Raw genomic sequence first — 12,632 nt, 5'->3', positions numbered from 1 at the left:
CGGCCCGTGAAGTCCCCACGCAGGCTCCTCACCGTCATCCTCGCCGGCGTCGTGATCATCGCCGGTGCCGGTTGGGCGCTGAGCACCCGGTTGCGCTCCCCCGCGGACGAGGCGGCCCGGCGCGCCGCGCCGAAGCCCTCGCTCGTCACCGCCGCCGTCGAGCGGCGCAAGCTCGTCAGCACCGTCGTGCTCAGCGGGACGCTGGAGTACGGCTCGCCGCTGCCCATCAGCCTGGCCGGCGCCGTCGGCGGCACGTCCGAGCTGCAGCGGGCCACCCGCGCCCCGCGGCAGGGCAGGATCAGGGAAGGCGCCGTGCTGATGGAGGTCAACGGCCGCCCGGTGTTCGCCCTGCGCGGCCCGGTGCCGATGCACCGCACGATCGCGCCCGGCACCAAGGGCGACGACGTCGAGCAGCTGCAGCGCGCGCTGCGCAGGCTCGGGTACGGCGGTTCACGCTCCGGAACGTTCGACCGGCCCACGATCGCCGCCGTCACCAGAATGTACGAGGCGAAAGGCTACGAGGCCCAAGAGCCGACGCTGACCGACCGGCAGGCGTACGACACACTGCGCAAGGCCGTGCAGACGGCGCAGGAGACGCTCGCGACCGAGAGAAAGGTACTCGACCAGGGGCGTGACGTGTTCCCGCTGAAGCTCAAGGTGCGCAACGCCAAGGCCGACCTGGCGGCGGCGAAGAGGGCGCTGGAGCAGGCGGAATCGCGGCGGCTGACGCCCGAGGACGAGACGAAGCTGGCGGCGGCCGACGCGGCGGTGCGGGCGGCTCAGGAGAAGCTGGCGGAGGCCGAGCAGGCGCTCGCCACGGCCAGGAACCAGCCCACCAGCGCCCCGTCGAGCACTCCGGGAGCCACCGCCACGCCGCAGCCCACCTCCGCCCCGGCCGCCGACACGGAGCTGCTGGAGATGCGGGTGGCCAACGCCGAGGCGGATCTGGCGGCCGCCCACGAGGCCCGCGGCCGGATCCTGGAGGAGGCCGAGCAGGCCCGCAAGACGAAGCTGGAGGAGCTGCGGAAAACCGTGCGCACCGCCGGGGAGACACTGGCCACGGCCGAGCAGGGGCTGCGCCAGGCCAGGCAACTCTCCCCGACCCGGCTCAAGGTCGCCAACGCCGGGAAGGACGTGGCGGCGGCCAAGGAGATGCTGGCCGAGTTCGCGCGCACGTATGGAACCTCCGTCCCGCCCGGCGAGGTGGTGTTCCTGCCGAAGCTCCCGGCCCGGGTACACAAGAGCGAAGTGAAGGCGGGGCAGCGCATCGAGGACGAGGTCGCGACCGTGACCAGCTCCGTCTTCATGGTGACGGGATCGGTCGAGGCGGCCGAGTCTGAGCTGCTGCGGGCAGGCATGAAGGCGGAGATCGAGCTCGACACGGGCAAGACGCACCCGGCGACGCTCACCGCCGTCGGCGACAAGGCCAAGATGCCCGGTGCTCAGCAATCCACGGACGGCTCGCAGCCGGTCCTGCTCACGCCGGCCGCGATGAAAGGACTCAAGGCGGGAACAGCGGTGACGGCGCGGATCACGATCGGCGCGACCGAGGAGCCGGTGCTGGTCGTCCCCTTAGCCGCCGTGATCACCTCGGCGGACGGCAAGACGCGCGTCCGGATCGAGTACGCCCAGGACAAGACCAGGGACGTCGAGGTGCGCACAGGCCTGGCCGCCGACGGGAACATCGAGGTCACAGGCGCGCTCAAGGAAGGTGACCGGGTGGTGGTGAGTGATGCCTGAGCCGGTGATCTCGTTGACGGACGTCCGCAGGGAGTTCCCCGCGCAGCCCCCGGTCCGCGCGCTCGACGGCGTGACGCTCCGCGTCGACAGGGGCGACTACCTGGCGATCGCCGGCCCGTCGGGCTCCGGCAAGTCCACACTCCTGAACGTGCTCGGGCTTCTGGACCGGCCCAGCTCGGGCAGCTACCGCCTGGACGGCACCGAGACGACCACCCTGCGCGACGGGGCCAGGACCAGGCTGCGCGGCGAGCGGATCGGCTTCGTCTTCCAGTCCTTCCACCTGCTCTCCCACCGAAGCGTCGTGGAGAACGTGATGCTCGCCGAAATATACCGGAGCAGAGGAGCTCGGAGGGAGAGAGCGCAGCCAACGAGCTCCGAAGCGGCTGCGACCATCAGCACAGCCGGGCAGGCGCGCGGGGGCAGGCGGGAGAGGGCCCTGGCGGCGCTGGACCGCGTCGGGCTCGGGCACAGGACGGGCTTCTCGCCCGGCCGCCTGTCCGGGGGCGAACGCCAGCGCACGGCCATCGCCAGGGCCCTCATGGGGGGACCTTCCCTGCTGCTGTGCGACGAGCCCACCGGCAACCTCGACAGCCGCAACACCGAGGCGGTGCTCGACCTGTTCGACGAGTTGCGGGCGCACGGGCTGACGATCGTGGTCATCACACACGAGCACGAGGTCAGTGAGCGGGCCGAGCGGCGGGTCCGGATCACCGACGGCGTGCTGGTGGAGGAGTGATGCACCTCCGCGACCTGGTCGGCGAGGCGCTCGCCGGCATGCTCGCCAGACCCGTGCGCGCGGCGCTCACCACGCTCGGCACCGTGCTCGGCATCACCACGCTGGTCGTCACGCTGGGCGTGTCGGCCACGGCGGGCAACCAGATCGTCGGCCGCTTCGACGCGCTGGTGGCCACCGCCATCACGGTGGAGGTGCCGGAGGCGGAGCACGTGCCGCTGGTGCGATGGGACGCGATCGACCGGCTGACCAGGCTGCGCGGCGTCGAGTCGGCCGCCGCCGTGGCCGACTCGAAGGACAGTACGAACCTGTCCGTACGCTCCACCGACATCGTGGACCCGACCAGGGTCACCGCACAGACCCTGACCGTGCTGGCCGCGACCACCGGGCTGCCCGAGGCGGCGCGCGGCCGGATGGTGCGGGGCAGGTTCTACGACGCCGGGCACATCCAGCGGCGTGACCGGGTGGCCGTGCTGGGCGACCAGGCGGCCGAAATGCTCGGCGTCACCAGTCTCGACCGGGCACCGGCGATCTTCATCGGGAAGCACGCGTACACCGTGATCGGCATCCTCGGGGACCTGCGTCGCGAGCGCAATCTGAGCACCGCCGTGATGGTGCCGCCCACCGTGGGCCGTCAGTTCGGACTGCGCGACGTGACCCGGGTGCTGGTCAACACCAGTCTGGGCGCCGCCGGCCTGATCGCGGGCCAGGCCCCGGCCGCGCTCAGCCCGGAGAACGGCGACATGCTGCAGGTCGTCGCACCGCCCAGCCCCACCAGGGCCCGCGACGAGGCGCAGGACGACGTCAACGCGCTGTTCCTGATCCTCGGCCTGGTCTCGCTCGTCGTCGGCGCGGTCGGCATCGCGAACGTCACGCTCGTCACCGTGATGGAGCGGGTCGCCGAGATCGGCCTGCGCCGCTCGCTCGGCGCGGCCCGGCGGCACATCGCCGCCCAGTTCCTGCTGGAGTCCACGCTGATCGGGCTGACCGGCGGTGTGATCGGCGCCAGTCTGGGCGTGGTGACGGTCGTCGCCGTGTCCGCGGCCAAGCAGTGGACGCCGCTCCTGGACGTGCGACTGGCGGTGGCCGCGCCCGTCGCGGGAGCCGTGGTCGGGTTGCTGGCCGGGCTCTATCCGGCGCTGCGGGCGGCCAGGATGGAGCCCGTGGACGCGCTCAGATGATCCGTTCGGCGCCGTGACGCGTCCGCCGTGACGCGTCCAGGGGCATGGATCCGGTGATTCGTGCTCCTGCCGGTGCTCGTCCTGGCTCTGGGCGCCGGACCGAGAGCATTGACCGGGAGCGTGCGGCGGAATTATGTTCGGTCGTTCGCCGCCTCGTGTCACGAAGGAGTCCGAGTGAATCTGCCCCCGACCGGACGCACGCCCGAAGACCTGCTGGCCGAGGTGGCCGGGATGAAGGAGCACGACTTACCGGTGCGCGGCGGGCAGGTGACCGCCTACGTGTACGACACCGGACGGGCCGAGGTCAACGACGCGGCGGCGCGGGCGTACTTCGAGATGCTGGAGGTCAACTGTCTCGACCCGACCGCGTTCCCGAGTGTGGTGGAGATGGAACGCCAGGTGGTCGGGGCGGTGGCCGACGTGCTCGGAGGCGGGCACGGGATCTTCACCAGCGGCGGCACCGAGTCGATCATGCTGACCGTGAAGGCCGCCCGCGACCTGGCCGGGCGCGGCAGCCCGAACGTGGTGGTCCCGGTCACCGCCCACCCCGCCTTCCACAAGGCCGCGCACTACCTGGGCGTCGAGGTCGTCGCCGTGCCGGTGGACCTGGAGACGTACCGGGTGCGGGCGCGGGACGTCGAGGCGGCCGTCGACGAGAACACGATCCTCGTCGTCGCCTCGGCGCCCTCCTACCCGCAGGGCGTGATCGACCCGATCGAGGAGGTCGCCGCCGTGGCCGCGGCGGCGGGCGTGCCGTGCCACGTGGACGCGTGCGTCGGCGGGTGGCTGCTGCCGTGGCTGCGCGCGGCGGGCGCGGCGATCCCGCCGTTCGACCTGTCGGTGCCGGGCGTCACGTCGATCTCCTGCGACCTGCACAAGTTCGGGTACGCCCCCAAGGGCGCCTCGGTCGTGCTCTTCGCGGATCCCGCGATGCGGCGTAAGGCGTACTTCGCCTCGGCGGCCTGGCCGGGGTACACGATCATCAACGCGACTGTGCAGAGCTCCAGGTCGGCGGGCCCGCTCGGCGGCGCCTGGGCCACCCTGCAGGCGCTCGGCCGGGAGGGCTACCTGGAGCTGGGCCGCGCCACGCTGGAGGCGACGCGGCGGCTGCGCGAGGGCATCGCGGCGATCCCCGGGCTGCGAGTGCTCGGGGAGCCCGAGTCGTCGCTGGTGGCGTTCGGCGGGGAGGGGGTCGACGTGTTCGTGCTGGCGGACGAGGCAAGGGGGCGGGGCTGGTTCCTTCAGCCGCAGCTGTCGTACGCCGGCATCCCGGCCAACCTGCACATCACGGTCACCGGGGTGACGCTGGCCGGAGTCGACGCCATGCTGAAGGTGATCGCCGAGTCGGCCGCGGCGGCCGTCGGACGCGGCCCGGTCGTGCTGCCCGAAGGGCTGGTCGAGCTGGTGGCGGGCATGGACCTGGAGGCGCTCGACGACGCGACCTTCGCCGAGCTGGCCGCCTCCGTGGGGGTGGACCTCCGGCCGGGGGCCGGTCAGCCGGAGATGGCGGTGGTGAACGCGGTGCTGGACGCGTTGCCGGCGGCGAGCAGGGAGGCGGTGCTCGTGCGGTTCCTGTCGGTCCTCTACGCCCGCTAGGCGGCCGAGATGATGGCCAGGCCCAGGCACATCTCGTCACTGGTGCCGTCGCCCCACACCACGTACCGAGGCGGCAGCTTCCGCAGTTGCGGCAACTGGGCCCGCAGGCCGGCGTCGTGCGTGCAGGTCACCCGTACCACGTCGCCCTTCTTGACCTGGACGGGCGCGGGAAGCACGCGGAGCGACTGGTCGTCGAAGTTGTAGTTGGGCACGTCCAGGATCGTGCGGGCCTTCGGTGTCCCGGGGTTCAGCTCCATCTTGATGGAGCGCCCGAGCAGGTGCATGTGACCGGCCGTGGCGTGGACAACGGCGGGGCCCTGGACGGGCAGGTCGCAGTGCTGCGTCGGTCCCGGCTTGACCGGGCCGCAGAACTCGGCCAGCTCGGTGGAGCTCTCCTGGACGTCCTTGCCGAACCTCTTGCCGACGTCCTTCACGGCGGCGTCGCGGTCGCACAGCGGACCGGACTCCTTCGGCGTGCAGGGCAGCTCGACCGGCCCGGGGAACTGCGCGGTGAGCAGCGGCGTGAGTGGCTGCTCGGTGAGCCGGAGCCGGATCCCCGAGCGGTCGGTGCCCGGCTTGCCGTCCACGCCGAGCAGGTTGTAGTGGACCTGCATGACGAGCCGGCCGCCCGCCGGGAGCTCGTAGCCGTACTTCGGGTCGAGGAGCGTCTCGTTCGTGCCCGGGGCCCAGTGAGCCACCCAGGACGCCTCGTCGATGCCCGAGTCGGAGAAGCAGGTCCAGCCCTGTCCGGGGCTGTCGGCGTCGAGCTTGCGGGCCTGCGCGGCCTGCTGGGGGCCGAGCCTGAAGAAGATCGCGTGGTGGACGAGGTCGACGTTCTGGGGCTGGAACTGCGCGCCGGTCAGGAACATCGACTTCGCCAGCTTGGGATCGACGAGGAAGCAGCGGTAGTCGTCGGTGCCGCCGTTGGGCGGGCCCGGCGTGTACGGCTCCGCCATCGTCAGGTTGACGAACCGTTCGCCGGCCCGCAGCGGGGACGCCATGGGCGTGGACGTGACGGCGTGTCCCGAATGGCTGGCACGACCGGCCGGGGCGGCGGTGCTCTGCGCTCCGCACGAGGCGAGCAGGACGACCGAGACAAGTAAGGCGGCCGTCCGAACGAGTCGATTCATACCTTCAACCCTGGCCGAACCACGGCGGCCGGGCATCCTTCCGAGGGACGTTTGGCGATCGTCCCGCGGGATGACTCAGGTCTACGACTCTGGTCGCTCTACTCCGCCAGTTCCCCGAGTTGCCGCCGGGCGAACGAGCTGATCTCCTCGTCCTCGGCGGTGGCCGCGTGCCGCAGAAGGTTCATGTCCTCCGCGTCGGACAGGTGCGCCGCGGCCGCCGCGGCGAACAGCCGGGCAACCGGATCGGGTCCCTCGAGCCGGGCGACGATGTCCCGGGGGTCGGGCTCCTCCTCGCCGTCCAAGCGGATCAACCACTCGACCAGTTCCTTGACCTGGCCGGGCTCCAGGGCTGCCGCCCCGGCCGCCAACTGGTCGTCCGCGGCCTCGGCCAGGAACTCGAGAACCTTCCCACGGATGGCCCGCTCGGGATCCCGGCTCAGATTCATGACCTGGGCGATGACAGGCCCGTGCGCGGCGTCGGTGCTCAACAGCACGACCTCGATCGCGAAGTACCGCACGCGGCGGAGCGGGTGGGCGAGCAGCGCCGGGACCTCGTCCAGCAGCGGGGCGGCGCGCTCTCCCAGCTCTGACAGCAGCCAGGTGCCCGTCCCCACGGCCGCGTCGTCGCCGCTGCGCAGGAGCCTTTGGAGGTTCTCGACGGGGTATCCCGCGAACAGCTCGCTCAGCAGGTCGTTGGCCGCCGGACCCACCACGGTGTCGTCGGCCGAATGCGTGCGGATGCGCTCTATCAGGTCATCGCCTGCTTGCGTTTGCATCTACTGTTGTCCCCCCCATCTCCGCTGCATGTCCTCTTGGACCCTCCTGAGGGCTTCCCTCTCCATTTGTATCCGGGTCCTGTGCCCGGCCTCCTCGCCGAGCACCCTCTGCTCCGTCTCCCTTCTGCTGATGCTCTTCATCAGCTCCCGCTGGGTCTGCTCCGCCTGCTCTTTGGTCATGCCCCTGGTGTCGCGGGGAAGGTCACCGTGGACTTTTCCTGACGAGTCCCGGCGGACCTGGCCTCCGCCCCCGCTGCCTCCGCCGCGGCGGCCTCCGCCACGACGGTTGTTGCTGCCTCTTCGCGCATTGTTGTTGTTGCGGCCCATGGTGGCGATGTAGTCGCGCACGTGGCGAGGGCCGGTCATCGCCCTCGGACCGATGGTGGGGCCGCCGGCGCCGGCCAGCGCCGGGGTGCCGCCCGGGCGGCCCAGTCCGCGTAGGTCGCCGAAAATGCGGCTCCAGACGGACGTGGCCCGCTTGCCGAGTAACGGAGCCAGCTGCCGGGCCGTGCCCTCGCCGGCCTCGCGCAGGCCCCTCGCTGCGGCCTGGCGGGCGAGGAGCATGCGGGCGGTCGCGGCCGTCACGCCGACCGCACCCCCGAACGCCAGCAGTTGGGCGACGCTGACCATCGCGCTGGCCGCCTGGGTGCCCACGACCACCTTCGCCGCAGTCACCACGGATGCCGTGCCGTCGAGGGCCACGGGCACCACTCTCGCCGCGGTGGACGCCTGGGAGATGTGGCCGCCGCCGTTCCCGGTGGCGTTCCAGCGGTCGGCCAGGACCGTGGCGGAATCGCCGCGGTACGTGACCTGCGTTCTGCGGACCGTCGTGTCGGCCTCCGCGCCCGCGCGCTCGGAACCGGCCGACACGGTACGCCAGGCGGCGGCGTCCTTCTTGATCTCGTCCTCGTCGATGTTCGGCCAGGGGACGCCGAGCATCTGCACGAACCCCGCCACCTCCGGCGGAAGCATCAGACCCATGTGCTGTTTCCGACGTTTGTGCTGTTTCCGACGTTTGTGCTGTTTCCGACGTTGTAGATGTTCGCGTCCTCGGCGGCCTGTGTGTTCCTGCCGACGGCGTCCAGTCCTTCGCCGGTGCCGGTGATCTCCGATGACACCCCGGTGAGGGCGGCGAGTCCCCAATGGGTGCATTCGGCGTACGTGGCGGTGATCACGCCGAACAGTCCGTCGTCGCCCCACGCCGCGGCGCCGTTCGCGCGCTCCTTGAGCCGCTGGAGCGCGGCGTCGTAGTCCTCCCCAAGGGTCCTGATGTCCGAGGCGTTCCGCCCCGCCGCCCCCAGAGCAATCTCAAGTCCCGTCATGCCCAATGACCATATCGGGACATGTCAGTGAATGAGCAAGATTCAAGATTCATGAGATCCACATCTCCCCGTCAAGATCGAGTCAGGATGTGTCTAAACTGGGCGGCCAGTCCGTTCATCTGACCGCCGGAGTCCGACATGCAGACACCCGCGCCGGAGCACGACGCCGAATACCTGGCCGCCTACCTCGACCAGAGCCGGCAGATCATGCGTGACCTGCAGGCCGCCAGGGCCGCGATCAGGCAGGTGGAAGGCCGCGCCGAGAGCGGCGACAGCCTGGTCATGGCCGTCGCGGACGGCCAGGGCGGCCTGACCCGCCTGCGCATCGACCCGCGAGCGCTGCGGCTCAGCGAGCGGGAGCTCGGCAGGAAGGTGACGGCTGTGCTCCAGGAGGCGCAGGCGAACGCCGAGCGGCAGGCCATGGAGATCGCGGACAAGGTCAAGGGCAAGGCCCTGCCGGAGCCGCTCGACGAGACCTTCATACGCCAGCGGGTCGAGCAGGCGACCCGAGATCTTCTTCTCTGAGGTGGAGGCAAGCGTGTTCGGCCCGCAGATCGACCCCGGCAACATCAGGGACAAGGACCTGGACGAGGCCGGCCGCCAGGGCGAGCGCATGCTGGCCTGGCTGGAGACGGCGCAGGAAGAGCTCAACAAGATCGTCGGCACGGGAACGGGACCGACCGGGTACGTCAAGGCGTCCGTGGACCCGAACGGCCGGGTGCTCGACGTCGCCTACAGCGCCCGCGCCATGAAGCTGACCAGCCACGAGCTGGCCGATGAAACGCTGGCCGCGGTGCGCGACGCATGCGCGGACGCCCAACGCCAGACCCACGACCTCATGCGCGCGGCCCTCCCCGGTTATGACCCGGTGGAGGCGACGGCCCGTCTCGAACGTCTGCTCAACGGCGACCCGCACTGACCGACGGGGTCAAGGGGCGACGGGGTCACGGCGGCGACGGGGTCACGGCGGCGACGTGGGCAGGGTCGCCTCGACCTGGAAGCCTCCACCCTCCACCGGCTCCGCCTTCAGCGTCCCGCCGGCGAGCTCGACCCACTGCCGCACGTCGTACAGGCCCGTGCCGCCCTCCTCGCCGATCGCGGGCTGCGGCTCGTCCGGCGGGGTGTTGCGCACGCTGATCCGCACGACGCCAGGTGAATACCGCACCTCCACCCGGGCGTCCGCGCCCGGCGCGTGCTCGCACACGTTCGCCAGCGCCTCCTGGACCACCCGGTACGCCGTCCGCCCCACCGCGCCGGAGACAGGCACCGGCGTCCCGGTCACCACCAGTTCCACCGGCACCCCTGCACAGGCCGACTCGGAGATCAGCGACCGCAGGTCGGGCAGCGGCAACCCCAGGTCGAAGCCCTCACCGGTACCGCGCCGCAACAGCGCCACCATGTGACGCAGCTCGTCCAGCGCCTCGCACGCCGTCTCCCGCAACTCCTCCGCCGCCGCCCTGGTGCGTTCGTCGGCCGAGGCCACGGCCAGCGCCCCGGCTTGCAGAACCATCCGGCTCACGCGGTGGGTGACGACGTCGTGCATCTCGCCGGCCAGCCGCTCGCGCTCCACCCGCTCGGCCCGCTCCTCCAGCGTCCGGCGCAGCCGTATCCTGACCTCCGCGTACAGGCCGTACACGGCCGCCAGCACGATCGCCGCCTCGGTCCGCAGCACAAGCGGCGCGGCAGCGGGCCACTCGGCCGGCAGCAGCACGGCCACGGCGAGCGTGAGCACCGGCAGCCACTGCGGGACGCCGCGATGCCGCTCGGCCGGGAACGCCATGGCCCCGTACACCGCGAAAGCGCCCGCGGGCGGCCACACCAGCACGCCGTCCAGCGGCGGCACGGCGGACGGGGCCAGAACGCTCAGCACGGGCAGCGCGACCGCCGTGCCCACGGTGATCCACGCGACGGTCAGCGGCGCGCGCCGCATCCACAGGATGGGGATCGCGGCCGCCACGAAAATCGCCAGGAGCGGGCCCGGCGCGCAGATCGTCAGCGTCAAGCCTGCCGCGACCAGGACCGCGACCACGTCGGCAGGTCGCGGACGGGCACCGTCCACCGGCTCATCGTACGATCACCGGCGCATCGTGCCCAGACTCAGGCACCGCCTTCGCCGCCGGTTGCGGGCCGGGGTTCACAGCTTGGTGATGCGGACGGCGTCGGCGATGACGTACCCGGTCGTGGAGGTCCAGCGGCTCACGCCGACCACGTTGTACGTCCCCGCCGCCAGCGCGTACGTCCCCAGCACCCGCCACTGCCCACCCCCCGACCGCTGGTCCACGGTGACCGTCTGGTTGCCGCCGGACGCGGCCACGATGTACGGCGTCGCGCTGTTGTACCCGGAGTTGGCCGGATACCACACCTCCACCCGGTAGTTCCCCGTGCTGGGGATGGCCGCACGGAACCAGGCGGGGTCGCTGGAGGAGACCGGTTCGGCGAAGCGGTAGTCGGTGCCGTGCAGCTGCGTCGAGTACGTGGAAGTGCCCCAGTTCGCGCCGGCGCTGAAGCCGGACCCGGCGTTGTCGATCACCACGCTGAACGAGCCGCCCGGCGCCCCCGCGACTTTGCCCGCGCTCGGCGCGCTCTCCTGGTGCGTGCGGTTGAGCGCGGTCACGTAGTACGTCTGCGTCCCGCCGGCGGTCGTGTCCGTGAACGTGGTCTGCCGGGTGGTCCCAATCAGGTTGCGGGCGTCGGCGAAGAAGCACGGGTCGGCCGTGGACGGGGTGCCGGCGACGCGGTAGACGGCGTACGAGGCGCCGGAGCCGGTCCAGGAGAGCTGGACCCCGTTGGATCCCTGGGTGGCCGAGGTGATGGCCGGCGCGGCGGGGGCGGCGGCCGAGCCGCGGGCGGGCAGGAGGGCGGGCCTGGTGTAGTGGGCGTTGACGAGCCTGGTGATCGCGCCGATCCGGTCGGCCTTGACGTCCTTGGCGCTGAAGTACACGTCGCCGACGATCTCAGGGTGCTTCCTGTTGTCGGTCAGGTGGTCGCTGAGCTCATTGGGGTCCTGCCAGGCGGCGTCCTCGCCGGAGGCGCCCGCGCGGTAGGCGGCCTGGCCGACGACGAGCTGCACGCCGGTGTCCCGTACGACGTCGGACCACCAGGCGGTGAGCACCTCGTACGCGGCGGTGGAGAAGCCCAGGTGCCAGTAGATCTGCGGCGAGATGTAGTCGACCCAGCCCTGCTTCACCCACTGCCGGCTGTCGGCGTAGATCGCGTCGTACGACTGCAACCCGGACGTGCGCGAGCCGAGCGGGTCGGTACCGGCGTTGCGCCAGATGCCGAACGGGCTGATGCCGAAGGACACGTGCGGCTTGGCGGTGTGGATGCGCTGGTCGAGCTCGCGTACGAGGAGGTTGACGTTGTTGCGCCGCCAGTCGGCGATGTTGCCGAACGAGCCGCCGTACTGCTGGTAGGTGGCCGAGTCGGGGATGCTCTGGCCGCTCACCGGATAGGGGTAGAAGTAGTCGTCGAGGTGCACACCGTCCACGTCGTAGCGGGAGACGGCATCCATGATCGCGTCCTCGATGAAGTCGCGTACCGCCGGGATGCCCGGGTTGTAGTAGAGCTTGCCGCCGTAGGCGAAGCGCCAGCCGGGGTTCTGCCGCGCGGGGTGCGTGGAGACGAGCCTGGTGGGGTCGTCGTGGTTGGCGATCCGGTACGGGTTGAACCAGGCGTGGAACTCAAGGTTACGGGCGTGGGCCTCGTTGACCATGAAGGCCAGCGGGTCGTACCCGGGGTTGCCGCCCTGGGTGCCGGTCAGCCACTGTGACCACGGCTCGTACGACGAGGGCCAGAACGCGTCGGCCGTCGGCCTGATCTGCACGACCACGGCGGTCATGCGCTTGGCGACGGCCAGGTCCAGCCAGGCGCGGAACTCGGCCTGCTGCGCCGAGACGCTGAGCCCGGTGCGGCTGGGCCAGTCGATGTTCGCGACCGAGGAGATCCACATGGCCCTGAGCTGGCGCTTGGGGGTGGCGGGATCAGTCGCGCAGGCGACGGCAGAGGCGGCCGTCGGGGCGGCGATGCCGACAAGTGCGGCGGTAAGCACCGCCAGGACGATACGCGGGAGCGCGGTCACGAAGGGAAGTTTCAGCGCAATCCGGCCAAAGCGCAATAGTCTTCAGGGATCACATGGGCGGAAAGTTTCACCTAAC

At 71.3% G+C, this 12,632-nt stretch carries 12 protein-coding genes; 6 read left to right on the top strand and 6 right to left on the bottom strand.

What is annotated here, in order from left to right; genetic code table 11:
• Positions 1-6 precede the first annotated feature (6 nt).
• The 4 genes from ACIBX3_RS28585 (at position 7) to ACIBX3_RS28570 (ending at position 5,250) form a co-directional block, all read left to right on the top strand.
• Positions 7-1,740 carry a peptidoglycan-binding protein gene (locus tag ACIBX3_RS28585; protein WP_397122176.1) on the top strand — a complete coding sequence of 578 codons (1,734 nt, stop codon included), beginning with the start codon at positions 7-9 and terminating at the stop codon, positions 1,738-1,740.
• On the top strand, positions 1,733-2,476 hold the full coding sequence (locus tag ACIBX3_RS28580; RefSeq protein WP_397122174.1) for an ABC transporter ATP-binding protein: 744 nt from the start codon (positions 1,733-1,735) through the stop codon (positions 2,474-2,476). The genes ACIBX3_RS28585 and ACIBX3_RS28580 overlap by 8 nt, the downstream gene beginning before the upstream one ends.
• Entirely contained in the window at positions 2,476-3,654 is a 1,179-nt protein-coding gene (locus tag ACIBX3_RS28575) for an ABC transporter permease (RefSeq protein ID WP_397122172.1), read from the top strand. The genes ACIBX3_RS28580 and ACIBX3_RS28575 overlap by 1 nt, the downstream gene beginning before the upstream one ends.
• 174 nt (positions 3,655-3,828) lie before the next feature.
• On the top strand, positions 3,829-5,250 hold the full coding sequence (locus ACIBX3_RS28570; RefSeq protein WP_397122170.1) for a pyridoxal phosphate-dependent decarboxylase family protein: 1,422 nt from the start codon (positions 3,829-3,831) through the stop codon (positions 5,248-5,250).
• Here ACIBX3_RS28570 and ACIBX3_RS28565 read toward each other — a convergent pair.
• The 4 genes from ACIBX3_RS28565 to ACIBX3_RS28550 form a co-directional block, all read right to left on the bottom strand.
• Positions 5,247-6,380: a monooxygenase gene (locus tag ACIBX3_RS28565; RefSeq protein WP_397122168.1), complete on the bottom strand. Its 1,134-nt coding sequence runs from the start codon at positions 6,378-6,380 to the stop codon at positions 5,247-5,249. The two genes, ACIBX3_RS28570 and ACIBX3_RS28565, sit on opposite strands and share 4 nt — an antisense overlap.
• A 98-nt stretch (positions 6,381-6,478) precedes the next feature.
• Positions 6,479-7,156, bottom strand: a complete 678-nt coding sequence (locus tag ACIBX3_RS28560; RefSeq protein ID WP_397122166.1) for a hypothetical protein — start codon at positions 7,154-7,156, stop codon at positions 6,479-6,481.
• Complete coding sequence (locus ACIBX3_RS28555; RefSeq protein ID WP_397122164.1) at positions 7,157-8,137, bottom strand: hypothetical protein; 981 nt, start codon at positions 8,135-8,137, stop codon at positions 7,157-7,159.
• The gene (locus ACIBX3_RS28550) at positions 8,128-8,478 is read right to left on the bottom strand and encodes a hypothetical protein (protein ID WP_397122162.1); all 351 of its coding nucleotides are present in this window, start codon (positions 8,476-8,478) and stop codon (positions 8,128-8,130) included. The genes ACIBX3_RS28555 and ACIBX3_RS28550 overlap by 10 nt, the downstream gene beginning before the upstream one ends.
• Before the next feature lie 138 nt (positions 8,479-8,616).
• On the opposite strand from ACIBX3_RS28550, the gene ACIBX3_RS28545 reads away from it, so the two are divergent.
• Together ACIBX3_RS28545 and ACIBX3_RS28540 are read left to right on the top strand one after the other, a co-directional pair.
• A complete protein-coding gene (locus ACIBX3_RS28545; protein WP_397122160.1) occupies positions 8,617-9,003 on the top strand; it encodes a YbaB/EbfC family nucleoid-associated protein in 387 nt (128 codons plus the stop codon).
• A 13-nt stretch (positions 9,004-9,016) separates the two neighbouring features.
• Positions 9,017-9,397: a YbaB/EbfC family nucleoid-associated protein gene (locus ACIBX3_RS28540; RefSeq protein ID WP_397122158.1), complete on the top strand. Its 381-nt coding sequence runs from the start codon at positions 9,017-9,019 to the stop codon at positions 9,395-9,397.
• Between the two features lie 42 nt (positions 9,398-9,439).
• Here the strand turns inward: ACIBX3_RS28540 and ACIBX3_RS28535 are convergent, their stop codons facing one another.
• Positions 9,440-10,537, bottom strand: coding sequence for a sensor histidine kinase (locus ACIBX3_RS28535; protein ID WP_397122156.1), 1,098 nt, complete (start codon positions 10,535-10,537; stop codon positions 9,440-9,442).
• Between the two features lie 75 nt (positions 10,538-10,612).
• The gene (locus tag ACIBX3_RS28530) at positions 10,613-12,556 is read right to left on the bottom strand and encodes a family 10 glycosylhydrolase (RefSeq protein ID WP_397122154.1); all 1,944 of its coding nucleotides are present in this window, start codon (positions 12,554-12,556) and stop codon (positions 10,613-10,615) included.
• Positions 12,557-12,632: the final 76 nt, after the last annotated feature.

Source organism: Nonomuraea sp. NPDC049480 (assembly GCF_044465905.1).
Classification (GTDB): Bacteria; Actinomycetota; Actinomycetes; order Streptosporangiales; family Streptosporangiaceae; genus Nonomuraea.
This window is presented reverse-complemented; position numbering and strand designations above follow the sequence as displayed.